The sequence below is a fragment of the Streptomyces canus genome (genome assembly GCF_030816965.1).
In the GTDB taxonomy this organism is placed as follows: domain Bacteria; phylum Actinomycetota; class Actinomycetes; order Streptomycetales; family Streptomycetaceae; genus Streptomyces; species Streptomyces canus_E.
Map to the genome: position 1 here is coordinate 6,680,939 of NZ_JAUSYQ010000002.1, position 24,673 is coordinate 6,705,611.

Below are 24,673 nucleotides of genomic sequence, written 5' to 3' on the forward strand. Positions count from 1 at the left end.
ATGCCGAGGCGCACACCCCCGTGTCCTCCGGAGATGTCGGCACACACGCCCCGGTGTCCTCGGGAGCCCCGGGCGCGCACATTCCCGGGCCTTCCGGAGATGCCGGCGCGCAGACCCCGGTGTCCTCGGGAGACCCCAGCGTGCCCGTTCCCGGGGCTTCCGAGGGCGCGGACCCGCACACCCCATCGGCACCCGCCCCCCGCGCCCCCGAGGTCTCCACCAGCCGCAGGCCCACCAGCCCCGGCCACGCCCGCCGTTCCCCAGCCGACCCGGTGAAAGCCCTGATGCACCAGCACCGCGAGCTGTGCGAACGGGCCGTAGACCCCCTGGAGATCGCCGCGGGTCTTGAGGCCCACGGCGTCACCGACCGCACCGCCGTCCGCTTCCGGCACCGGGACGTCTTCTCCCTGGCCGAGGAGATGTACGCCCGCATCCCGAGGAACGGCGAGACGCCCCCGCCCCCCACAGTGGAACAGGCGCCCCGGGCCCGTGCCGACTGGGCCCTGCTCACCCTTCTGCCCGGCGCCCTCTGCGCGGCCACGGTGGCCGGCATCCGCCTCACCGACGGCCAGTCCCGCCTGGTCGTCGCCCTGGTGGGCTTCCTGGCCGTGTCCCTGGCCATGCGCGCGGCCCTGTCCCGCGGCCCCCTCGGCACCCCCGACCGCGCACCCACTACCAGCACCTCCACCTGGACGTACTGGCTCCTCACCTACGCAGCCCTCGGCGACGGCCTCCTGACGGCGGCCGTGACCGGCGGTCCCCGCGCCCTGCCCACCGGCGCCGCCGACGCCCCCTGGCCCATGGCCACGGCTCCCGTCCTCGCCCTGGCCCTGTCCTGCGCTCCGGCAGCCTGGTCCGCCCACCTCTTCGCGGCGCGCGCCCGTCGCAAACTGACCGTCAGCCGAGGCCTGGAGGACTTCGCTGCCTCCGTACGCCCCCTGCTGCTCGGCACGTTCGCCCTGTATCTGTGCGCCCTGACGGCGCTCTCGGCCCTGTCCGGCGCCGCCCTGGACGAACCCTCCGCCCACTCTCAAGTCATCGCCCTGGGTGCCCTTCTCTTTCTTGCCCGCCTCCTCACCGTCCACGGCTTCACCCACGCCCCCGCGTTGGTGCTCACCGCCGCCGCCGCAGCCCAGGCGACGGCCCTGGCCGCGGCCTTCGCCTCCCGCCTGCCGGGCTGCGGCTTCCTGACCGCTCCGGTGGAAGCCCTCGTGGACCTCTGGGGCGGGGGCGGCATCCAGACCCTGTCCTGCGGGATCGGAGCCCTGGCCCTGCTGATCCACGGGCTCCGCAAGCTGACGAGGGCATCAGCTCACGCCCAGACGGAGGACCCGTGCTGACCCGGCCTCGAGCGACACACCCGCCGTAGGCGAGACCCGCCCGCCGTGGGTGAAACCGCCCCGCTGAACCCGCACAGGCCACCGCAGGCACCCCGGCCCCACCGCCGGAGGCAACTCGCAAGCCCCTCCCGAAGGAGAACCCGCAATGACCACCTCCCGACCTGCCCCCAAGGCCCCGGGAGCAGCCCGATGAGAGTCCTGCTGATCGGAGCCAACGGCTACCTCGGCCGCTTCGTCGCCGACCGCCTGCTCGCCGACCCCGCCGTCCAGCTCACCGCGCTCGGCCGCGGCGACGACGCCGACGTCCGCTTCGACCTCGCGTCCGGCAGCCCCGGCGCCCTCACCCGCTTCCTCGACGCGGTCCACCCGGGCGTTGTCGTCAACTGCGCCGGCGCCACCCGCGGCGGTGCCCGCGAACTCACCCGCCACAACACGGTCGCGGTAGCGACCGTCTGCGAAGCCCTGCGGCGCAGCCGCTGCGGTGCCCGTCTGGTGCAGATCGGCTGCGGCGCGGAGTACGGCCCCAGCCAGCCCGGTTCCTCCACGGCCGAGGACGCGGTCCCCCGCCCCGGCGGTCCGTACGGCGTCAGCAAACTCGCCGCCACCGAACTGGTCCTCGGATCCGGCCTGGACGCGGTCGTCCTGCGGGTCTTCTCACCGGCGGGCCCCGGCACTCCCGCGGGCTCCCCGCTCGGCCGTCTCGCCGAGGCCATGCGCCGCGCCATGCAGTCCGGCGACGGCGAACTGAAACTCGCCGGCCTCGGCGCCCAGCGCGACTTCGTCGACGTCCGCGATGTGGCCCGCGCCGTCCATGCGGCCTCGCTCTCCGCCGCACAGGGCGTGATCAACATCGGCTCGGGCCGTGCCGTCCGCCTACGCGACGCCGCCGCCGTCCTGGCCCGGGTCGCCGGATACGGCGGCGCCCTCCACGAACTCGACGGTCCTCCCGGCCAGCTGAGGGCGACGATCGGGCACCCCCGCTCCGAATCGGACCACGCGGGACCCGTCGCGTACCCGTACCCCGACGGCTGCGGCAGTTGGCAGCAGGCCGACGTGCGCACCGCACGCGACCGGCTCGGCTGGCGCCCCCGGATCAACCTCGAAGAGTCCCTCGCCGACATCTGGATGGAGGCGGCATGCCGCATCTGACCAGCACGAAGACAAACACACCGAGCACCGACCTGCGCGTCGGCTTCGGTGCCCCCGGCTTCGCGCACCCCTTGGTCGCCCCCGCCGAATGGGCCGAACTCACCCGTCCCGGCACCCCACTGCACTGGGCCGTCCTCAACGTCGCCGACGGACCCGGTGCCCGCCCCGACCCGCACTGCCTCGAAGCGGCCGGCCGGCTGCGCAACGCGGGCGTCCGCGTCCTCGGTCACCTCGACACCGCCGGGGTCCGCACCTACGGTGAGCTGCTCCCCGAGGCGCGCCGCTACGTCGACTGGTACCAGGTCGACGGCTTCCTCCTGGACCATTGCCCGGCCGAACACGCCGCGCTCCCCGAAGTCCGCCGCACCGTCACCGCGCTCCGCGCGATCCGTGACGATGCCCACATCGTCCTCGGCCACGGCACCCACCCCCACCCCGGCTACGCCGAGAACGCCGACCAGTTGGTCACCTTCTCCGGCCCCTGGAGCGACTACCGCTGGTCGCAGGTGGCCGAGTGGACCGCCGACTACCCGCCCGACCGCTTCTGCCACTTCGTCCACGGAGTGCCAGGCCCGCACCTCGAGGAGGCCCTGCGGATCGCGCGCTGGCAGGGTGCCTCGACGATCTGGTTCACCGACCGCACGGACCGCGGCGGCCGTGTCGACCCCTGGGAGACCATGCCCGGCTACTGGGACGAAATCGTCTCGCGGATCGGAACGGGTGTCTCGGAATGAAGAAGCCCATGGCAGTGTTACGGGAAGAACAACTGTAGTGATTGACCGACCAACGGAGTCCCCGTGTCGCTGCCACCCCTGGTCGAGCCCGCCTCCGAGCTCACCGTAGACGAGGTCCGCAGGTACTCCCGCCACCTGATCATCCCCGACGTCGGGATGGACGGGCAGAAGCGGCTGAAGAACGCCAAGGTGCTCTGTGTGGGCGCCGGCGGCCTGGGCTCGCCGGCGCTGATGTACCTGGCCGCGGCGGGCGTGGGCACGCTCGGCATCGTGGAGTTCGACGAGGTCGACGAGTCGAACCTGCAGCGCCAGATCATCCACAGCCAGGCCGACATCGGCCGTTCCAAGGCCGCGTCCGCGCGCGACTCGGTCCTCGGCATCAACCCGTACGTGAACGTGATCCTTCACGAGGAGCGGCTCGAGGCCGACAACGTGATGGACATCTTCAGCCAGTACGACCTGATCGTCGACGGAACCGACAACTTCGCGACCCGCTACCTGGTCAACGACGCGTGCGTGCTGCTGAACAAGCCGTACGTCTGGGGTTCGATCTACCGCTTCGACGGCCAGGCCTCCGTCTTCTGGTCCGAGCACGGCCCCTGCTACCGCTGCCTCTACCCGGAGCCCCCGCCCCCCGGCATGGTTCCCTCCTGCGCCGAGGGCGGCGTCCTGGGCGTGCTGTGCGCGTCCATCGGTTCCATCCAGGTCACCGAGGCGATCAAGGTCCTCACGGGCATCGGCGAGCCGCTCGTCGGCCGCCTGATGATCTACGACGCCCTCGAGATGCAGTACCGCCAGGTCAAGGTCCGCAAGGACCCGAACTGCGCGGTCTGCGGCGAGAACCCGACCGTCACCGAGCTCATCGACTACGAGGCCTTCTGCGGCGTCGTCTCCGAGGAGGCCCAGGAGGCGGCCGCCGGCTCGACGATCACTCCGAAGCAGCTCAAGGAGTGGATCGACGACGGCGAGAACATCGAGATCATCGACGTCCGTGAGATCAACGAGTACGAGATCGTCTCCATCCCGGGCGCGAAGCTGATTCCGAAGAACGAGTTCCTCATGGGCACCGCCCTGGAGGGCCTCCCGCAGGACAAGAAGATCGTCCTGCACTGCAAGACGGGTGTCCGCAGTGCGGAAGTCCTCGCGGTCCTGAAGTCCGCGGGCTTCTCCGACGCCGTGCACGTGGGCGGCGGTGTGATCGGCTGGGTCAACCAGATCGAGCCGGACAAGCCGGTCTACTAGGCCCACGTCTTCCCGGGAGGGGCTCGGCACCAGGTGTGCCGGGCCCCTTTCCGCTACTGGCGCCGGCCGCAGACCTTGCCGTCCTTCGGCACCGTGCCCTTCAGCAGATACGCGTTCACCGTGGAGTTCACACAGCCGCTCCCGTTCCCGTACGCCCCGTGCCCCTCGCCTTTCCAGGTGAGCTCCACGCCGACACCCTTGCCCAACTCGTCCGCCATCCTGCGGGCCCCTTCGTACGGGGTCGCCGGGTCGCCCGTGTTGCCGATCACCAGCACCGGTGCCGCACCGGGCGCGCTCACCTCCGGGGTCTCGTACTGCCCGGGCACCGGCCAGTCGTGGCACCAGCCGGCCGCGTCCCAGCCGAGGAAGGGGCCGAACACCGGCGAGATCCTCTCGAACTCGGGCAGCAGCCTCTTCGTCTGCGCGAGCGTGGGCCGCTGCTTGTCGTCCAAGCACGATATGACCCGTTGTGACTGCGTCACCATGCCGTAACGGCCCGAGGCATCCCGTTCGTTGTAGCCGTCGGCGAGCGCCAGCAGTTCGGAGCCGTCCCCCTGCTCGGCCGTGTCGAGAGCGCTGGTCAGCGAGGGCCAGCTGTCCTGGCGGTACAACGGCCAGACGATGCCGGTGAACGCCAGCACCTGGGTCAGCTTCCGCCCGGGATACGTGTCCAGCGGATCCGCGTCGATCCGCTCCAGCAGGTCCGCGATCTTCCGGGTGCCCTGTTCGGGGTCCTGGCCGGTGGATTCGAGGTAGTTGTCGAGGGCGCGCTGGAAGCCCCGGGCCTGGTTCTTGCGGTGGTCCACCAGGTCGGCGGTCGGATCGACGACCGCGTCGAGCACCAGCCGCCCTGCATTCTCGGGGAACAGGTGGGCGTAGACGCCGCCGAGTTGGGTGCCGTACGAGATGCCGAAGTAGTGCAGTTCGGTGTCGCCGAGGACCTGGCGCATCAGGTCCATGTCCCGCGCGGTGTCGGTGGTGGAGACGTGCGCCAGCAGTCTGCCCACGCCCTTCTCGCAGCTCTGGGCGAAGTCGGTGGCGTCCCTGAGGTACGCCCGTTCCTCGGCTGGGGTGTCCGGGGTGGCGTCCACCGCCTCGGCGGCCTGGGTCTCCTTGTCGCCACGACAACGGACGCCTTTGCTGGCGCCGACGCCGCGCGGGTCCCAGCTCACCAGGTCGTACCGCTCGCGCAGCAGGGAGACGGTGGCGGCGTACCCGGGCATTCCGGCGACGCCCGGCGCGCCGGGACCGCCGAAGTTGAACAGGAGCGAGCCGATGCGGTCGCCGCCGCGGGCCTTGGAGCGAATCAGCGCGAGGCCGATCGTCTCGCCGTCCGGCTTCGACCAGTCGAGCGGCACCTTCAACGTCGCACATTGCCAGTCCCTGCCGGGAGGAGAGGAGTCCGCGGTGGCCTTGCAGCGCTCCCAGTCGAGCTTCTGCGAGGTCAGCGCGGCGGGCAGCGCTTTCGCGCCTGTGGTGCTGGGCCTCGCGCTGCCCGACCGCTCGTCTCCCTCACCGCCGCCGGACGAGCCGCCGCTGCAGCCCGCCGCCAGCAGTGCGGCCGCGGCGGTCACAGCCGCCCACCGTACGAAACGTCCCATTCCAGTCCCCCTCCCCAACCGTCCGTGCCAAGCCACGAACGTCGGTCTGGCCATGGTAGGCCGATCACCAGACACCCGTCGGGGCCTGTGGATAACCTTCTGACCAGCGATTTCACCGAAGGCCCGGGGTGGCTGCGGTCGTGCTAGGAGCAGACGGTCCCGGCCGCCGGCACCTTTCCGCTCAGGAGATAGCCGTTCACGGCGTCCTGGACGCACGTGTTCTTGCTGTCGTACGCCCCGTGCCCCTGCCCCTTGTACGTCAGCTCGACCCCGACGCCGGCTCCGAGCGCCTCCACCATCTTGCGCGCGCCCTCGTACGGGGTCGCCGGGTCCCCCGTGTTGCCCACGACCAGGATCGGTGCCGAGCCGGTGGCGCTCACGTCGGGATGGTCGGCGGCGCCCCCCACGCCCCAGTCGGTGCAGTTCACCATCGACCAGGCCATGAAGTCGCCGAACAGAGGGGACGCGGCGCGGAACTCGGGCAGCTTGCGCTCGACCTGGGCGGAGGTGTACCGGGGCTTGTCGTCGGCGCAGTTGATGGCGTTGTTGGCCGCCGCGAAGTTGCTGTACTCACCGTTGTCGCTGCGCCCGTTCAGCGTGTCGGACAGCAGCATCAGGATGCTGCCGTCGCCGTCGTACGCCTGCTCCAGGCCCTCGGTGAGGTACTCCCAGAAGTCCTTCGAGTACAGCGCCTGTGCGATGCCGTTGGTCGCGGCGGTCTGGGTCAGCACCCGCTGCCCGATGCCGGGGATCGGCTTGCTGTCGAGGTCGGCCAGCAGTTCGGCGATGCGGTTCCTGACATCTTGCGCGGTGTCGCCGACGGGGCAGTCCGTGGACTGCGAGGTGCAGTCCTCGGCGAAGTTGTCGAGCGCGAGCTGGAATCCCTCGGCCTGTCCGAGCGAACCCTGCTCGCTGCTCTGCGTCGGGTCGACGACCGCGTCGAAGACCGCGCGCCCCACGTGCCTCGGGAACAGGTGGGCGTAGACACCGCCGAGTTCGGTGCCGTACGAGATGCCGAAGTAGTACAGCTTGTCGTCGCCGAGGACCTGGCGCATCAGGTCCATGTCGCGGGCCGCGTCGGTCGTGCGCACATGCGGCAGCATCTTCCTGGAGTTCTCCTCGCAGGCCGCGTTGAACTCCTTGGTGTTGTCCAGCAACGAGGCGCGCTCGGCCGAGTCGTCAGGGGTCCAGTCCTGCTCGAAGTACACGTCGAGCTGGGGGTCGTTCATGCACTCCACCGGGGAGCTGCGGCCGACCCCGCGGGGGTCGAAGCTCACCAGGTCATAGCGGGTGCGCAGTTTCGCGTAGTCCGTGCCGAAGGCGGGGAGTGTGGTGACGCCCGAGCCGCCGGGCCCGCCGAAGTTGAAGACGAGCGAGCCGATGCGCTTGTCCTTGGCGCCACTGGCCTTCGCCCGGATCAGGGCGAGTCCGATCGTGTCGCCCTTGGGCTTCGTCCAGTCGAGAGGGGCCTTGAGGGTGGTGCACTGCCACTCGTCGTCACCCGGTAGCGGTGAAGGGGCGTCACCGCCGCCCTCGGCCCGGGAGGGGGCCGGGCAGTCCTTCCAGTTCAGCTTCTGGGCCGACAGGTCCTCGTCCTGGGAGTCGTCGCCGCAGCCCGCCAGCACGGAGGTCAGCAGAAGGGCGGTGGTGGTCAGGGTGACGGCGCGCAGTCGAGGGGGGGTGGGCATGATCCCATCCTGCGGTCGCGCGCGCGGGGACGCTCGGCGCGCGAGCCGTGAGAGGTACCAGTCCCGGCTCGGCGGTACGGATTACAGCGCGCCCTTCCGGGACAGCTGGTTGAAGGCCAGCCAGCCCGGCAGCACCGGCAGCCACAGCGTCAGTAGACGGAACAGCAGGACGGCCGGGGCGGCGACCTCCTTGGGGAGCCCCACGGCGATCAGACCGACCGTCAAAGTGGCCTCCACGGCGCCCACACCGCCCGGTGTCGGGGCCGCCGACCCGAGCGCGTTGCCGGCGAGGAAGACGACGGCGACGCTGGCGATGCTGAGCGACGTCCCCTCTTGGCCGAAGGCGCGGATCGAGGCGTCCAGACACATCACGAAGCAGGCCGTCAGCAGCAGCATGCCGCCGATGCCGGTGACCAGCTTCTGCGGCCGCTGGAGCACGTCCAGCATGCGCGGCACGACTCCCGCGAACAGCGACCTCACGCGAGTGACGACGAACTTCCTGAGGAACGGCACCGAGGTGACCACGAGCACGAGCACCGCCACGGTCAGCAGCCCCGCGATGACCGTTCGGGACGGCGACAGCGACGGCGTCTTCTCGGTACCGGTCAGATAGCCGAAGGACAGCAGCATCACGATGTGGCAGCCGAGCCCGAACAACTGCGAGGCGCCGACACTCGCCACCGCGAGCCCCGGCCGCACTCCCTGACGCTGCAGGAAGCGCGTGTTGAGTGCCACACCGCCGACCGCGGCCGGCGCGACGATCTTCACGAACGAACCGGCGACCTGGGCCGCGACCGTGCGCAGGAATCCCACCCGCTCGGGCACGAAGCCCAGCAGCGCCATGGCCGCGGCGAAGTAGCTGCACGCCGAGAACAGCACGGCAGCCGCGACCCAGCCCCACTCGGCGTTGGCGACGAGCGGCCCGAACTCGATGTGGGTGAGCTGCGTCAGCAGGAAGTACGCGCCGATGGCACCCGCGATGAAGCTGATCAGCGTGCGCGGCTTCACCCGCTCCAGGCGAGCCGGTTCGACCGGTGCCTGTGGCCTGATCAGCAGCACCTGGTGGCGGATCTGCGTCAGCAGGTCCTCCTCGCGCGCCTCTTCGATGGCCTCGTCGATGGCCCGCTTCTCGGCCCGCGCCTCCGCCTTGACGGCCTTCTTGTCGGGCTTCTCGAGTTCGGGTCTGGCGTTCTCCGGCGCCTCCTCCAGACGGGCCTGCTTGGCCTGGTGGGACGCATCCAGGACCGCCTCACGCTCGCGCTGGGCCCGCTCCCGGGCCAGTCTGCGCAGCGTCGCGCGCGTGGAGCGTGTCAGCGCGATGGGCTGCAGCATCGGCAGACAGTCGGCCACGGCGTCGGGGCCGAGGATGCTGACCGCCGAGGCCACCGCGCGCTCCGCGCCGGCCAGCAGCCCCAGGGTCGTCACCAGCTGGGCGACGTCCATGCGCAGCAGCAGGGTGCTGGCCGCGATCTCGCCGCCACGAAGATCGGTGAGGATCACCGCACCGGAACGATCCACCAGAATCGCGTCACCCGCGAGCCTGCGGTGCGCGATACGCCGCGACTGCAGCGCCTGCACCTGACGCCAGGTGTTGCGCAGCAGTTCGTCGGTGATCTCCTCTTCGGCCAGTGACTCGAGCGTGCGCCCGCCGGTGTGCTCGTAGACCAGCATCACGGCGTCGGGGCCGAGCTCGGAGGTGGCGATCAGCTTGGGCGCGTTGGCGCCTGCCGCGATGGCCGCGTAGGCGAGCAGCGCCTCCTGCTCCAGTGCCTGCCTGAGCGACTGGAGGCTGCTGCGGGTGGCGAAGCCGCGCAGCGTGAGATTGCGCCACACGCGGTAGAAGAAGCCCTGCGCCTGCTGCTCCCGGTCGACCACCGTCACATCCAGCGGGGGGCCGTCCTCCAGGGTGACGAAATAGCGCCGGCCGCGGTCGCTGTTCTCCGCGGTCTCGGAGGCCTCCTCGCGGGCCGCGCTGACCGGGTGGAAACCGACGGTCCTGAGACCCGCGATCAGCGTCTGCCCGGTGGGCCGGACATTGGGCGAGCCGACCGCGTACAGCGTCCCGTAGGCGACCGTCCACCCGATCAGTACCGTCAGGATGATCGAGAACGGTGTGGTGTAGCCGGTGACGAGCATCGAGAACGCGTCGAGCATCAGCACGATCCACAGCACTGCCCGCCAGCGCGGCCTGCGGGACATGCCGACGGCCGTCATATAGGCGATGACGGGCGCCAGATAGCCGTGCACCGGGTCGGTGAGGGCGTGGATGTCGCCGGGGGAGGGCTGGGTGAGCGCCTCCTGGATCGAGCCCGGGGCGGCCTTGGCGACCCACAGGTCGGTGGCGAGCGTCACACCGTGGGCGAGGACCGCGGCGAGCACGCCGTCGGCGATCCGCAGTCCGTCGCGCTTGATCAGCCGCTCGATCGCGAACGCGACCGGGACGAGGAGGATCGCGATGCTGGAGGCGAGACCGGCGATCTTGATGAGCAGGTCGGGCGCCTGACCAGTGCCCTTGTTGATGTCCTGTTCGAGGCCGGAGGTGGTGCCGTGCGCGAACGCGGCGATCGCGAGCAGGACGACGACGGCCAGCACGCCGACCAGCAGTCGCATGAGGTCGGAGGGCCGGTGCACGCGCGCGGGGAGCAGCGGTTCGTCGCGTTCGACCTCGTCGACGTGCACCTCCTCGACGCAGGCGTCGGTGTCCTTGCCGTCCGCGTCGGCGGTCTCGGGGCGCGACGAAGCGTCAGAGGTGCTCTCGGCGTCCTCCGGGTGCACACCCTGTGGCTTCATCGTCTCTTCTTGATCTCGTATCACCAGTCACCGCCCGCACGATGGTGGCATGCCCCACCGACACACGGGGGCGTCAGGGTGCACATGCGGGGGCGCACAGTCTGCCCGAAGCGCTGTCCCTGGGCGAGGGATACGCACGGTCGCGAGCCCGTCACATTGTTGGTGGGGTGGGGCAGGATGGGGCGGATGAGCGAGCAGAGCCTTCCTCGGGACGCCCACCCGGAGTACGCGGACACGCTGCCGGAGTACGCCGAGCGGGTCCTCGACGTCGCCGAACGCATTCCGTCCGGGCGCGTCATGACGTACGGCGACGTCGCCGAGTGGCTGGAGGAGGGCGGCCCCCGTCAGGTCGGCCGGGTCATGGCCCTGTACGGCGGAGCCGTGCCCTGGTGGCGGGTCGTCCGCTCGGACGGCGTCCTGCTTCCCGGGCACGAACTGCGGGCGCTCGGCCACTACCGCGCCGAGGGCACGCCGCTGAAGGAGGCGAGCAGGGCCGCCGAGAACCATCTGCCGCGCCTCGACATGAGACGGGCGCGCTGGGACGGCGGCGATCGTGCGGAGGGTCACACCTGACAGCTTCCGCCATCCCACGCGCCCCGGGGCACCCTGAGGCCCGTACGGGGGAAACAGGGCACGTCCGTGGCATGCCGTACGTTCGTGGGGTGAGGGACGTACGGGGCGCGTGGGCCGCATGGGTCGCGCGGGAAGAAGCGGAAGCCCTGCTTCCGCACTCGGCGTCGGCGTAGCGTCGCCTGCACGCGTCCCCCTCACCCCCCGTCCACCGCCCTCCACGCGGGGCGGGCCGCCCAACAGCACACCCACCAGGACCGGCGAACCACGTGAGCTCCTCTTCCTCCACCAGGCGTCTGTCGCACTCCCCGGTGCGACAGGGGACCCGTGGCGCTTACCGACTGGTGCGTACCCCGCCGGCCCGGGTGGATCCCCCTCTTCTGGACGCCGCACAGCGCGCCGTGGTTGAGCACGGAAGCGGCCCTTTGCTCGTTCTTGCAGGTCCGGGCACCGGGAAGACCACCACGCTCGTCGAGTCGGTGGCCTCACGAATCGCCCGCGGAGGGGACCCCGCGCGCGTGCTCGTGCTGACGTTCAGCCGCAAGGCGGCCGTCGAGCTGCGCGACCGCATGGCGCTGCGCATAGGAGCGGCGCGCGCGCCGCAGGCGACCACCTTCCACTCGTTCTGCTACGCCCTGGTCCGCGCCCACCAGGACAGTGACCTGTTCGTGGAGCCGCTGCGGCTGCTGTCGGGGCCCGAGCAGGACGTGGCCGTACGCGAACTGCTGGCCGGCCAGCCCGACCTGGAGCGGCTCGGCCTCGCGCACGTGCGCTGGCCGGACGAACTGCGCGCCTGTCTGACCACCCGCGGTTTCGCCGACGAAGTCCGCGCGGTCCTCGCCCGCAGCCGCGAACTGGGCCTCGGGCCAGGCGCCCTGGACGCCTTCGCCCGCCGCAGCGGCCGCCCCGACTGGCGGGCCGCGGCCGCCTTCCTCGCCGAGTACCTCGACGTCCTCGACCTCCAGGGCGTGCTCGACTACGCCGAACTTGTCCACCGTGCGGTGCTGCTCGCCCGCCGCCCCGAGGTCGCCGAGCGACTCGCCGCCCAGTACGACGCCGTGTTCGTCGACGAGTACCAGGACACCGACCCGGCCCAGGTACGGCTGCTGCGGGCGCTCGCCGGGGGTGGCCGCACCCTCGTCGCCTTCGGCGATCCCGACCAGTCGATCTACGCGTTCCGTGGCGCGGACGTCAACGGCATCCTCGACTTCCCGTACGCCTTCCCGCGCGCGGACGGCCGGACGGCCCCCGTGGAGGTCCTGCGCACCTCCCGCCGCTCCGGAGCCGCCCTGCTGGCCGCGACCCGTCTGGTGACCCAGCGCATGCCGCTGACCCGGCTGCCGGCGGACAAGGTCCGCGCCCACCGCGAGCTCGCCCCGGTCCGGGAGGGGGGACGTGTCGAGGTGTACACCTACCCGACGTCCGGCACCGAACTGGACAACATCGCGGACATCCTGCGCCGGGCGCATCTGGAGGACGGCGTCCCCTGGGGCGAGATGGCGGTCCTGGTGCGCGCGGGATCCCGCACCATCCCGACGGTCCGGCGCGCTCTCACAGCGGCCGGGGTCCCCCTCGACATCGACGGCGACGACCTGGCCCTGCGACACGAACCGGCGGTGGCGCCGCTGCTGACGGCGCTGCGGGCAGTGGCCACGGCGGAGGCGGCGGAGGGAGCCGTACGGCTTGAGGAGGGCGACGCTTCCGACGAGGCGCGGTTGGTGTCCGAGGAGGAGGGGCGGCGGGACTCGGCCGATGAGCCGCGGTCGGTGTCCGACGAGAAGGCGCAGCGGGACTCGTCCGACGAGCCGCAGTCGGTGTCCGGCGATGAGCCGCGGTCGGTGTCGGACGAGGAGCCGCAGGGGGACTTGGCCGATGAGCCGCGGTCGGTGTCGGACGAGGAGCCGCAGGGGGACTCGGCCGACGGTCCGCGGACGGTGTCCGAGGAGGAGGCACGGCAGGCGTCGGCCGACGAACCGCAGCCCCCCTCCGCAGAACCGCCGTCCGACACCTCTTGGCTCGACACCGAGACCGCCCTCACCCTCCTTGCCTCCCCCCTCGCCGGTATGGACGCCGCCGACCTGCGCCGCCTCGGCCGTGCCCTGCGGGACGAGGAGCGGGCCGCGGGCAACGCCCTGCCGCCGCCCTCCGACGTGCTCCTCGCGCGGGCGCTCGCCGAGCCCGAACGCCTGGCCGTGCACGACCCCGCGTACGCGCGCGGAGCCCAGCGGCTCGGCGCGCTGCTCGGCAAGGCCCGCGAGCGCCTCGCGAACGGCGGAAGCGCCGAGGAGGCGTTGTGGGACCTGTGGGAGGGCACACCGTGGCCCGGACGCCTGGAGCGGGCCGCCCGGCGCGGCGGCGCCGCGGGGCGCAACGCGGACCGTGACCTCGACGCCGTGTGCGCGCTGTTCGCGACCGCCGCGCGCGCGGAGGAGCGCACCGGAGGCCGCGGCGCCCTGAACTTCCTGGAGGAGATCGACGCCGAGGACATCGCCGCCGACACCCTGACCCGGCGTGCCGTACGCCCCGACGCCGTCCGCCTGATGACCGCGCACCGCTCCAAGGGACTGGAGTGGCGCCTGGTCGTCGTCGCGGGCGTCCAGGAGGGCCTGTGGCCGGACCTGCGCCGCCGCGGCTCCCTCCTGGAGGCCGACCGCATCGGCCGCGACGGACTTGCCGAACCGCTCACCCCGGGCGCCCTGCTGGCCGAGGAGCGCCGCCTCTTCTACGTGGCCGCCACGCGTGCGCGTGAGCGACTCGTGGTCACGGCGGTGAAGGCACCGGCAGACGACGGCGACCAGCCCTCCCGTTTCCTGACCGAACTCGGCGTCGAACCCAGGGACGTGACGGGCCGCCCCCGCCGCCCGCTGTCCGTCGCCGCCCTGGTCGCCGAACTCCGCGCCACCACCGTCGACCCACGCGTCTCCGACACCCTGAGGGAGGCCGCCGCCCGCCGGCTGGCCCGGCTCGCCGCCCTCGCCGACGAGGACGGCCGCCCGCTCGTCCCCTCCGCCCACCCCTACCGCTGGTGGGGGATGTTCGAGCCGACCGAGTCCAAGGTGCCGCTGCGCGACCGCGACCAGCCCGTCGTCCTCTCCGGCAGCGCCCTCGACCAGCTCGCCAACACCTGCGCCCTCCAGTGGTTCCTGGGCCGCGAGGTGAAGGCCGACGCGCCCGCGACGGTCGCCCAGGGCTTCGGCAACGTCGTGCACGTCCTCGCCGACGAGGTCGCCTCCGGACACACCCCCGCCGACCTCGCCGTCCTCATGGAGCGCCTCGACTCCGTGTGGAACGCGCTCGCCTTCGACGCGCCCTGGAAGTCGGCGCAGGAGAAGGAGAACGCGCGCGTGGCGCTCGAACGCTTCCTGAAGTGGCACGTCATGGACCGCACCGGCCGCACACCGGTGGCCAGCGAGCACGACTTCGACGTCACCCTGGAGGCGGGCGAGGTCGAGGTGCGCATCCGCGGCCAGATGGACCGCGTGGAGGCCGACGGCGAGGGCCGCGCGTATGTCGTCGACTTCAAGACGGGCAAGCAGCCGGTGAGTTCCGCCGAAGTCGAACGCCACCCCCAGCTCGCCGTCTACCAGCTCGCCGTCCGCGAGGGCGCCGTCGACGAGGCCTTCGACGGGGTACGGCCAGAGCCGGGCGGCGCCGAACTCGTCCAGCTGCGCCAGGGTGCCCCCAAGCGGGACGGCGGCGAGACCCTCCCCAAGGTGCAGGCGCAGGAACCGCTGGAAGGGGAGTGGGTCGGAGATCTGCTCGCCACGGCGGCGGGGAAGGTCCTCGACGAACGGTTCACACCGAATGCGGGGCAGCACTGCTCCCATTGCGCCTTCCGGGCCTCGTGCAGCGCTCAACCGGAAGGACGGCAGATCGTGGAGTGAGGGCGGCACGCCGGTGTGATCAGTCGCACCACGCGTGCTGACCTGCGCTTCTTCCGGCCCGCCGGGGTGATTCGTCCTCCGTTGTCAGTGCACGCCGCTAGCCTCTGCGACATGCCCGCCCGTATCACCGAACCCGATCAGCTCAAAGAGCTCCTCGGCATCCCGTTCACCCCGGAGCAGACGGCCTGCATCACCGCGCCGCCCGCACCGCAGGTGATCGTGGCCGGTGCCGGCTCGGGCAAGACGACGGTGATGGCGGCCCGCGTGGTCTGGCTGGTCGGCACCGGCCAGGTCGCCCCCGAACAGGTCCTCGGCCTCACCTTCACCAACAAGGCCGCCGGAGAACTCGCCGAACGCGTCCGCAAGGCCCTCATCAAGGCCGGCGTCACCGACCCCGACGTCATCGATCCGGACAACCCGCCGGGCGAACCCGTGATCTCCACCTACCACGCCTTCGCGGGCCGCCTGCTGACCGACCACGGCCTGCGCATCGGACTCGAACCCACCTCCAGGCTGCTCGCCGACGCCACCCGCTACCAGCTCGCCGCGCGCGTGCTGCGCGAGGCCCCCGGCCCCTATCCGGCCCTGACCCGCTCTTTCGCCGACCTCGTCAGCGACCTCCTCACCCTCGACGCGGAACTCGCCGAGCACCTCGTACACCCCGAGCGCCTGCGCGCGTACGACGCCGAACTGCTGCGCGCCCTGCAGGGCGCCAAACTCACCAACGACGCCCTGCGCAAGGTCCCCGAGACGGCCGCCGCCCGACGTGAACTCGCCGACCTGGTCGTCCGCTACCGCGCCGCCAAACGCGAACGCGACCTGCTCGACTTCGGCGACCAGATCGCCCTGTCCGCACGGCTCGCGGGGGCCCCGGAGGTGGGCCGCATCCTGCGGGACGAGTTCAAGGTGGTGCTGCTCGACGAGTACCAGGACACCTCGGTCGCCCAGCGCGTCCTGCTGGCAGGCCTGTTCGGCGGCGGCACCGGCCATCCGGTCACCGCCGTCGGCGACCCCTGCCAGGCCATCTACGGCTGGCGCGGCGCCTCCGTCGCCAACCTCGACGACTTTCCCCGAACACTTCGCCCACCCCGACGGCCGGCCTGCCACGCGTCAGGCGCTCAGCGAGAACCGCCGCAGCGGCGGCCGTCTCCTCGACCTCGCCAACGGCCTCGCCGAGCCCCTGCGCGCCATGCACGCGGGCGTGGAAGCCCTCCGCCCGGCCCCCGGCGCCGAGCGCGACGGCCTGGTGCGCTGTGCCCTCCTGCCCACCCACGCCGAGGAGATCGACTGGCTGGCGGATTCGATTGCCCATCTCGTACGGACCGGGAAGGAGCCCGGCGAGATCGCCGTCCTGTGCCGCACGGCGACCGACTTCGCCGAGATCCAGGGCGCCCTCGTCGAACGGGACGTCCCGGTCGAGGTGGTGGGGCTCTCGGGCCTGCTGCACCTGCCCGAGGTCGCCGACCTGGTCGCCGTCTGCGAGGTCCTCCAGGACCCCGGTGCCAACGCCGCCCTGGTCCGCCTGCTGACCGGCCCGCGCTGGCGCATCGGCCCGCGCGACCTCGCCCTGCTCGGCCGACGTGCCCGGCGACTCGTGTCGTACACGCGCGTGGACGGCGACGACGACCCCGACCGCCGGCTCGCCGAGGCCGTCGAGGGGGTCGACCCGGCCGAGGTGATATCACTCGCCGACGCCCTGGAGACCTTCCTGGAGACGCCCCTCTACAGCGAGGACGAGGACGACGACGGGCTGCCCTTCTCACCGGACGCGCGCGTGCGGTTCGCGCGCCTGGCGGCCGAACTGCGCGATCTGCGCCGCTCCCTCGCCGACCCCCTGATGGACGTCCTGCACCGTGTCCTCGCGGTCACCGGCCTGGAGGTCGAACTGTCGGCGTCCCCGCACGCGTTGGCCGCCCGCCGCCGCGAGACCCTGTCCAACTTCCTCGACATCGCCGCCTCGTTCGCGGCGGGCGACAACGAGGCGACCCTCCTCGCCTTCCTCGGCTTCCTGCGCACCGCCGCCCAGTACGAGAAGGGCCTCGACAACGCACTGCCCGGCGGTGAGAACACCGTCAAGGTGCTCACCGCGCACAAGTCCAAGGGCCTGGAGTGGGATGTCGTCGCCGTCCCCGGCCTGGTCACCGGGACCTTCCCGAGTACCCAGGGCCGCGAGAAGTGGACCGCCCAGGGCAAGGTGCTGCCGCACGCGCTGCGTGGCGACGCCGACACCCTGCCCGACATCGACTCCTGGGACTCACGCGGCATGAAGGCCTTCCACGAGGCCATGAAGGACCACCAGCACACCGAGGAACTCCGCCTCGGCTACGTCACCTTCACCCGCCCCCGCTCGCTCCTCCTCGGCTCCGGCCACTGGTGGGGACCGACACAGAAGAAGCCCCGAGGCCCGTCCGACTTCCTCAAGGCCCTGTACGACCACTGCACGGCCGGCTACGGCGAGATCGAGGCCTGGGCCGACGAACCCGCCGAGGACGCGGAGAACCCGGCCCTGCACGCACAGAGCGCCGACCAGGTCTGGCCCCTGCCCCTCGACGACACCGCCCTAGCCCGCCGCCGCGCCGCCGCCGAGACGGTCCTGGCCCATCTGGAGAACCTCGCCTCCCACACGGACGGCCATCCCGCGGCCGCCCACGACCCGGACACCTACGACGACCCGGACTGGCCCCCACCACCCGATGACGAGGAGCCGGACTTCGACGACCGGGACTTCGCAGAGCGGCACTTCGCAGAACCGGACCTGGAAGACTTCGTGGACGCCGAGGACGACCCCCTCCCGGAGGACCCCGCCGACTGGGACACCTGGACGACGGTCCGCGCGGCCGTCCCGCACCAGGCCACGGCCCCGGACGGCGACGAGCCGCCCGGCCCCGACGAGGGCCCGCGCGGCCACCCCGAGAGGCGTGAGCCTCAGGAGGCGCACGCCCACAGTCCGGAGCGCCCGCCCAAGTATCCGCGCGCCCAGCAGCAGCCTCCCACGCGCCCCCGGCTCACCCCCGAGGAAGCCCGCACCATCGCCTCCTGGGACCGCGACCTCGACGCCCTGGCCGGGGAACTCCTGCGCGCACGGGAAGCCGTCACCGACGTGCCCCTGCCCGCTTCCCTCACCGCGTCCCAGGTCCTGCGTCTGGCGAACGACCCTGACGGGCTCGCGCAGGAGCTCGCGCGCCCCATGCCGCGCCCCTCGCAACCCGCCGCGCGCCAGGGCACCCGCTTCCACGCCTGGGTCGAAGCCCGCTTCGAAGCCCTGACCCTGCCCATGCTGGAGCCGGACGACCTGCCCGGCAGCGACGCCGAGATCGCCGACGAACGCGACCTGGAAGCCCTCAAGGACGCCTTCGAGCGCAGCGAGTACGCCCACCGCACCCCCTACCGGATCGAGACGCCCTTCCAGCTCGCCATCGCAGGCCGCGTGATCCGGGGCCGTATCGACGCCGTCTACCAACACAGCGACGGGGACACGACGACGTACGAGATCGTCGACTGGAAGACCAGCCGCACCCACACCGCCGACCCCCTCCAGCTCGCGCTGTACCGGTTGGCCTGGGCCGAGCGGCAGGGCGTGCCTGTGGAATCGGTCACGGCCGCGTTCCTCTACGTCCGTACCGGAGACGTCGTACGCCCCAAGGCCCTGCCCGGCAGGGCAGCACTGGAACGGCTGCTCACCCAGGGGCCGGAAGGGCAGTCAAACGGTTCCGTGCAAGCACACTGTGAGGAACCGCCCACCAAGGATGTCGGTGCGGGCCGATAGGCTCGTGACCATGAGCCAACCCGTTGACAGTGCCGTCAGCGCCGTCCGTACGTACATCGAGCAGCACCGCGCCGCCTTCCTCGACGACCTCGCCGAATGGCTGCGCATCCCGTCCGTCTCGGCACAACCCGACCACGGCCCCGATGTACGCCGCAGTGCCGACTGGCTCGCTGCCAAGCTCAAGGAGACCGGGTTCCCCACGGCCGAGGTCTGGCAGACCCCGGGCGCGCCCGCCGTCTTCGCCGAGTGGCCCGCCGAGGACCCGACGGCGCCCACGGTCCTCGTCTACGGCCACCACGAGCGTACAGCCCGCCGCCCGCGAGGACGGCTGGGACAGCGACCCGTTCGAGCCGGTCGTCCGCGACAACCGCCTCTACGCGCGAGGGGCGGCCGACGACAAGGGCCAGGTCCTCTTCCATGCACTCGGTGTCCGCGCCCACCTCGTCGCCGCCGACCGTACCGCCCCCGCGGTGAACCTCAAGCTGCTGATCGAGGGCGAGGAGGAGTCCGGCTCACCCCATTTCCGCGCCCTCGTCGAGGAGCGCAAGCGCCGGCTCGCCGCCGACGCCGTGATCGTCTCCGACACCAGCATGTGGGATGAGAACACCCCCACCGTGTGCACCGGCATGCGTGGCCTCGCCGAGTGCGAGATCCGGCTGTACGGCCCCGACCAGGACATCCACTCGGGCGCCTTCGGCGGCGCTGTGCCCAACCCGGCCACGGCGGTCGCCCGCCTGGTCGCCGCCCTGCACGACGAGCACGCACGCGTGGCCGTCCCCGGCTTCTACGACGGCATCGTCGAACTGACCGATCGTGAGCGTGAACTCTTCGCCGAACTGCCCTTCGACGAGGAGGAGTGGCTGCACACGGCCAAGTCGCACGCCACCCACGGCGAGTCCGGGCACACCACCCTGGAGCGTGTCTGGGCCCGCCCCACCGCCGAGGTCAACGGCATCGGCGGTGGCTACCAGGGCCCCGGAAGCAAGACGATCATCCCGTCGTCGGCCATGGTGAAGCTGTCGTTCCGTCTGGTCGCGGGCCAGGATCCCGACCACATCGAGAAGGCCGTCCGCGCTTGGGCCGGCGAGCAGGTGCCCGCCGGGATCCGGCACGAGATCACCTTCGCGCCCGCCACGCGCCCGTGCCTGACCCCGCTCGACCACCCTGCGCTGCAGTCCGTGGTCCGCGCCCTGGGCCGCGCCTTCGAGAGCTCGGTCCGCTTCACGCGTGTAGGTGGCTCCGGCCCCGCCGCCGACCTCCAGGACGTCCTCGGCGCACCCGTGCTGTTCCTCGGCATCTCCGTCCCCTCCGACGGCTGGCACGCGCCGAACGAGAAAGTCGAGCTCGATCTGCTGTTCAAGGGCGTCGAGACCAGCGCGTACCTTTGGGGTGATCTCGCCGAGCACTGGAGTCACGCGCCCTGACCGTCCCGCGCCGCCCGGCCCGGCAGCGCGCGGGGCACCCGGAAAGGGCCGCCCCGTACCGCGAGGCCCCGCCGGTCCGGTCGCCCTCCGACGTACGTCCCGCCGAACCGTTCGCCGAAACAATCCGCTGCACCGGGGGAGTTGGAAGCACCCGTGACCACCTGGACCGACCACACCGCCGACCGTCCCGTCTCGCTCACCGCCCCCAGCGGCATCGACCGCGCCGCGCACCACCGGCTCGACGAGGCCTGGCTCGCGGCAGCGTGGAGCCACCCCACAACCCGCTGCTTCGTGGTTTCCGGCGGTCAGGTCCTGATCGACGAGACGGCGGACGGCCGTACCGAACTCGTCATGACCCCGTCCTTCGAGGCCCCGCTCACCGAGGCGCACCGCTACTTCCTCGGCATCGACGAGGAGGGCGTCCGCTACTTCGCCCTCCAGAAGGACTCCTTGCCCGGCCGCATCGACCAGTCCGCGCGTCCGGCCGGTCTGCGCGAGGCCGGTCTGCTGCTGTCCGCGCGCGAGGCGGGCCTGATGGTGCACGCGGTCGGCCTGGAGAACTGGCAGCGGACCCACCGCTTCTGCTCCCGCTGCGGCGAGCGCACCGTCATCGCCGCGGCCGGCCACATCCGCCGCTGCCAGGCCTGCGGCGCCGAGCACTACCCGCGCACCGACCCAGCCGTGATCATGGCCGTCACGGACGACGAGGACCGCATCCTGCTCGGCCGCCAGGTGCACTGGCCGGAGGGCCGCTTCTCGACCCTCGCCGGATTCGTCGAGCCGGGCGAGTCCATCGAGCAGTCGGTGCGCCGTGAGGTCTTCGAGGAGGCCGGGATCACCGTCGGCCCGGTCGAGTACGTTGCCAGCCAGCCGTGGCCGTTCCCCTCCAGTCTTATGCTCGGCTTCATGGCCCGTGCCACCTCCACCGAGATCGATGTCGACGGAGACGAGATCCATGAGGCCCGCTGGTTCTCCCGCGACGAACTGGGCGCCGCCTTCGAGGCAGGAGAGGTCCTCCCGCCGTACGGCATCTCGATCGCGGCCCGTCTGATCGAGCTCTGGTACGGCAGGCCGCTGCCGACGAGGAGTTTCGTCTGAGAGGACGGGCATGCCCGACCCGTACTGGAACCACAACGTCCACTACCACCGCCTGGTGCTCGACGCGGTACCGGACGGCTGTCGCGAGGCCCTGGACGTGGGGTGCGGTGACGGGCTGCTCGCCCGCAAACTGGCCGAGAAGGCCGCGTTCGTCACGGGCGTGGACCGCTCGCCGGAGATGATCCGGCAGGCGCGTGCGACCACCTGCGGGAACATCACGTTCCTGGAGGCGGACTACCTGGACGGCACCGCCCTGCCCGAGGGAACGTACGACTTCGTCAGCGCGGTCGCCGTGGTGCACCACGCGCCCGTCGAGGACGCGGTCGAGGGCCTGGTCCGGCTGCTGGCCCCCGGCGGACGGCTGGTGATCGTCGGGATGGCGTACAACAGGACGACGCTGGACTGGATCATCAGCGGCTGTGGCCTACCCGTGTCGCTGCTCCTCAGACGGCGACGGGGCGGCAAGCGGGCGCCCGTCGGCATGCCCATGGAGGACTCGACCGTGCACTGGGGCGAGGCCCGCAGGGCTGCCCGCCGCCTTCTGCCCGGCTGCCGCTACCGGCGCCGACTGCTGTGGCGCTACACGGCGGTGTGGGACAAACCACAAGAAGGCGGTTCCTGAGCTGCCTCAGGAACCGCCGATGTCCCACAGTGTTATGCGCTGATCTTCTGCTTCACCTGCGCCAGCGACGGGTTCGTCAGCGTCGAGCCGTCGGCGAAGAGCACGGTCGGGACCGTCTGATTCCCGCCGTTCGCCTTCTCCACGAAAGCCGCGGACGCCGGGTCCTGCTCGATGTTGATCTCGGTGTACGCGATGCCCTCGCGGTCCAGCTGCTTCTTCAGCCGCTGGCAGTAACCGCACCATGTGGTGCTGTACATCGTCACAGTGCCCTGCATGTCTCGCGCGCTCCTTCGGTGGCTCGGGGGAAGAGATCGTCCGTTGACGGAACGCATGCGACCTGGGCGCCATTCCCGACTCGGGGTGCCCGGCCAGGTGACGCCTGCCGCATTAGTACGACTGGGGCTACCTGCCTGTGGACAACCGGCTCACCCGTCTCCGCCGACCTGGCAGCATGGCCGTGTGACAGCAGCAACGCACTCCACGCTCTTCCCGCGCACACCGGACTCGGCCGACGCGGTGCTCGAAGGGCTTGATCCCGAGCAGCGCGAGGTGGCCACCGCCCTGCACGGGCCGGTGTGCGTGCTGGCGGGCGCCGGTACCGGCAAGACCCGGGCGATCACCCACCGCATCGCCTACGGGGTGCGGGCCGGAATCCTCCAGCCCTCCAGCGTGCTCGCCGTCACCTTCACCAACCGCGCCGCCGGAGAGATGCGCGGGCGACTGCGCCAGCTCGGCGCCGCGGGCGTCCAGGCGCGTACGTTCCACTCGGCGGCCCTGCGCCAGCTCCAGTACTTCTGGCCGAAAGCCGTCGGTGGGTCCATGCCCCGGCTCGTCGACCGCAAGATCCAGCTCGTCGCCGACGCGGCCGCTGCCTGCCGCATCCGCCTCGACCGGGGTGAGCTGAGGGATGTCACCGGCGAGATCGAATGGTCCAAGGTCACCCAGACCGTCCCCTCCGACTACGCCCTCGCGGCAGCGAAGGCCGGCCGCGAGACCCCTCGCGCCGCAGCCGAGATCGCACAGCTCTACTCCGCCTACGAGGACCTCAAACGCGATCGCGCCGTCATCGACTTCGAGGACGTCCTGCTGCTGACCGTCGCCATCCTCCAGGACCGGCACGACATCGCCGAACAGGTCCGTTCCCAGTACCAGCACTTCGTCGTCGACGAGTACCAGGACGTCAGCCCCCTTCAGCAGCGTCTGCTGGATCTGTGGCTCGGGCGCCGCGACAGCCTGTGCGTCGTCGGTGACGCCAGCCAGACGATCTACTCCTTCACTGGCGCAACTCCCGACCATCTCCTCGACTTCCGTACCCGCCACCCCGGCGCCACCGTCGTCAAACTGGTCCGCGACTACCGCTCCACGCCCCAGGTCGTCCATCTCGCCAACGGCCTGCTCGCCCAGGCCCGCGGCCGCGCCGCCGACCACCGGCTGGAACTGATCTCCCAGCGCCGGCCCGGCCCCGAGCCCGTCTACACCGAGTACACCGACGAGCCCGCCGAGGCCGAGGGAGCCGCCCGCCGCATCCGGGAGCTCATGGACGCGGGCGTCCGGGCCAGCGAGATCGCCGTCCTGTTCCGCACCAACTCCCAGTCCGAGACCTATGAACAGGCCCTGGCCGACGCCGGAGTGCCCTACCAGCTGCGCGGCGCCGAGCGGTTCTTCGACCGACCCGAGGTACGCAGGGCCATCGTCAATCTCCGGGGCGCGGCCCGCTTCGGCGGCAACGACTCACGCTTGGACGACGCCGTCGACCTGCCCTCGCAGGTGCGCGCCGTGCTGTCGGGCGAGGGCTGGACCACCGTGCCGCCGGCCGGCTCCGGGGCCGTCAGGGAGCGCTGGGAATCGCTGGCCGCACTGGTGAACCTCGCGCAGGACTTCGCCGCCGCGGGAGCCGGCGCCACTCTGAACGACCTCGTGGCCGAACTCGACGAGCGGGCCGGCGCCCAGCACGCCCCGACCGTCGAGGGCGTCACCCTCGCCTCCCTGCACTCGGCCAAGGGTCTGGAGTGGGACGCCGTGTTCCTGGTCGGTGTCGCCGAGGGCATGATGCCGATCACCTACGCGAAGACGGACGAGCAGATCGAGGAGGAGCGCCGGCTCCTCTACGTCGGTGTCACCCGCGCCCGCGAGCGCCTTCACGTCTCCTGGTCGCTCTCCCGCTCGCCCGGCGGCCGCCCCAGCCGCCGCCCCAGCCGCTTCCTCGACGGACTGCGCCCCGGCTCCACCGCCACCGCGGGGCGGACTGCGGGTGGCGGTTCCGGAGGTGTCGAACGCGGCTTCACAAGCCCCGCCGGCGCCGCTCCGAGACGCACCCAGCGCACCCCGGCGCGCTGCGGTGTGTGCGGGCGCACGCTCACCGACGCAGGCGAGATGAAGCTCATGCGTTGCGAGGACTGTCCCTCCGACATGGACGAGGGACTCTACGAGCGCTTGCGCGACTGGCGTGCGGTGCAGGCGCAACGCAGCGGACAGCCGGCCTTCTGCGTCTTCACGGACAAGACCCTGATGGCGATCGCTGAGGCCGTGCCCGACGACGAGCACGAGCTCGCGCGGATCCCGGGCGTCGGTATGCGCAAGCTCAACCGGTACGGAGCCGATGTGCTGACCATCTGTGCAGGCCAGGAGGTTTCGGAAGAAGAAGATGAGGCCTGATCCCAACTCGTCGGAAAAATAGTTTGCGCATGCCCCAGCAATCCCCATAGGTTCTTAGCCACGGGGACGGAGGCCTTCTCGGAGGCCCCGATTCCGTGTTCTACTTGCAT

The 24,673-nt window shown here is 71.6% G+C and carries 14 protein-coding genes and 2 pseudogenes; 12 read left to right on the forward strand and 4 right to left on the reverse strand.

Annotated elements, in window-relative coordinates; all coding sequences use genetic code 11:
* Positions 1 to 119: 119 nt before the first annotated feature.
* The 4 genes from QF027_RS31830 (at position 120) to moeZ (ending at position 4,465) form a co-directional block, all read left to right on the forward strand.
* Complete coding sequence (locus QF027_RS31830; RefSeq protein ID WP_373431059.1) at positions 120 to 1,340, forward strand: hypothetical protein; 1,221 nt, start codon at positions 120 to 122, stop codon at positions 1,338 to 1,340.
* Positions 1,341 to 1,529: 189 nt separating this feature from the next.
* Complete coding sequence (locus QF027_RS31835) at positions 1,530 to 2,489, forward strand: NAD-dependent epimerase/dehydratase family protein (RefSeq protein WP_266522081.1); 960 nt, start codon at positions 1,530 to 1,532, stop codon at positions 2,487 to 2,489.
* Positions 2,477 to 3,223 carry a spherulation-specific family 4 protein gene (locus QF027_RS31840; protein WP_307078552.1) on the forward strand — a complete coding sequence of 249 codons (747 nt, stop codon included), beginning with the start codon at positions 2,477 to 2,479 and terminating at the stop codon, positions 3,221 to 3,223. The genes QF027_RS31835 and QF027_RS31840 overlap by 13 nt, the downstream gene beginning before the upstream one ends.
* A gap of 63 nt (positions 3,224 to 3,286) precedes the next feature.
* On the forward strand, positions 3,287 to 4,465 hold the full coding sequence (gene moeZ / locus QF027_RS31845; RefSeq protein ID WP_306976667.1) for an adenylyltransferase/sulfurtransferase MoeZ: 1,179 nt from the start codon (positions 3,287 to 3,289) through the stop codon (positions 4,463 to 4,465).
* 53 nt (positions 4,466 to 4,518) lie between these two features.
* On the opposite strand, the gene QF027_RS31850 is transcribed toward moeZ, so the two are convergent.
* From QF027_RS31850 to QF027_RS31860, 3 genes are all read right to left on the reverse strand, one after another.
* Complete coding sequence (locus tag QF027_RS31850) at positions 4,519 to 6,066, reverse strand: alpha/beta hydrolase (RefSeq protein WP_307078554.1); 1,548 nt, start codon at positions 6,064 to 6,066, stop codon at positions 4,519 to 4,521.
* A 143-nt stretch (positions 6,067 to 6,209) separates the two neighbouring features.
* Entirely contained in the window at positions 6,210 to 7,754 is a 1,545-nt protein-coding gene (locus QF027_RS31855) for an alpha/beta hydrolase (protein WP_307078556.1), read from the reverse strand.
* 81 nt (positions 7,755 to 7,835) lie between these two features.
* Positions 7,836 to 10,544, reverse strand: coding sequence for a lysylphosphatidylglycerol synthase domain-containing protein (locus QF027_RS31860; RefSeq protein ID WP_307078558.1), 2,709 nt, complete (start codon positions 10,542 to 10,544; stop codon positions 7,836 to 7,838).
* Positions 10,545 to 10,730: 186 nt separating this feature from the next.
* Here QF027_RS31860 and QF027_RS31865 point away from each other — a divergent pair, with 186 nt between their 5' ends.
* The 7 genes and pseudogenes from QF027_RS31865 (at position 10,731) to QF027_RS31890 (ending at position 21,908) form a co-directional block, all read left to right on the forward strand.
* The gene (locus tag QF027_RS31865; RefSeq protein WP_306976659.1) at positions 10,731 to 11,117 is read left to right on the forward strand and encodes an MGMT family protein; all 387 of its coding nucleotides are present in this window, start codon (positions 10,731 to 10,733) and stop codon (positions 11,115 to 11,117) included.
* Positions 11,118 to 11,383: 266 nt separating this feature from the next.
* Positions 11,384 to 14,998 (forward strand): UvrD-helicase domain-containing protein, encoded by a 3,615-nt coding sequence (locus QF027_RS31870; RefSeq protein WP_307078560.1) that lies wholly within the window; start codon positions 11,384 to 11,386, stop codon positions 14,996 to 14,998.
* Between the two features lie 111 nt (positions 14,999 to 15,109).
* Positions 15,110 to 16,012 (forward strand): annotated as a pseudogene (locus QF027_RS49700) (UvrD-helicase domain-containing protein); the annotation flags it as partial.
* Entirely contained in the window at positions 15,987 to 18,764 is a 2,778-nt protein-coding gene (locus QF027_RS31875) for a 3'-5' exonuclease (RefSeq protein ID WP_373432515.1), read from the forward strand. The pseudogene QF027_RS49700 and the gene QF027_RS31875, both read left to right, overlap by 26 nt.
* 10 nt (positions 18,765 to 18,774) lie before the next feature.
* A pseudogene (locus tag QF027_RS31880) lies at positions 18,775 to 20,188 on the forward strand (dipeptidase).
* Between the two features lie 153 nt (positions 20,189 to 20,341).
* Positions 20,342 to 21,286 carry an NAD(+) diphosphatase gene (gene nudC, locus QF027_RS31885; protein WP_307078562.1) on the forward strand — a complete coding sequence of 315 codons (945 nt, stop codon included), beginning with the start codon at positions 20,342 to 20,344 and terminating at the stop codon, positions 21,284 to 21,286.
* Positions 21,287 to 21,296: 10 nt separating this feature from the next.
* Entirely contained in the window at positions 21,297 to 21,908 is a 612-nt protein-coding gene (locus QF027_RS31890) for a class I SAM-dependent methyltransferase (RefSeq protein WP_307078564.1), read from the forward strand.
* A gap of 32 nt (positions 21,909 to 21,940) precedes the next feature.
* Here the strand turns inward: QF027_RS31890 and QF027_RS31895 are convergent, their stop codons facing one another.
* The gene (locus QF027_RS31895) at positions 21,941 to 22,183 is read right to left on the reverse strand and encodes a mycoredoxin (protein WP_037719776.1); all 243 of its coding nucleotides are present in this window, start codon (positions 22,181 to 22,183) and stop codon (positions 21,941 to 21,943) included.
* Between the two features lie 55 nt (positions 22,184 to 22,238).
* Here QF027_RS31895 and QF027_RS31900 point away from each other — a divergent pair, with 55 nt between their 5' ends.
* Positions 22,239 to 24,563, forward strand: coding sequence for an ATP-dependent DNA helicase UvrD2 (locus QF027_RS31900; protein WP_307082567.1), 2,325 nt, complete (start codon positions 22,239 to 22,241; stop codon positions 24,561 to 24,563).
* The last annotated feature ends 110 nt before the right edge of the window (positions 24,564 to 24,673 follow it).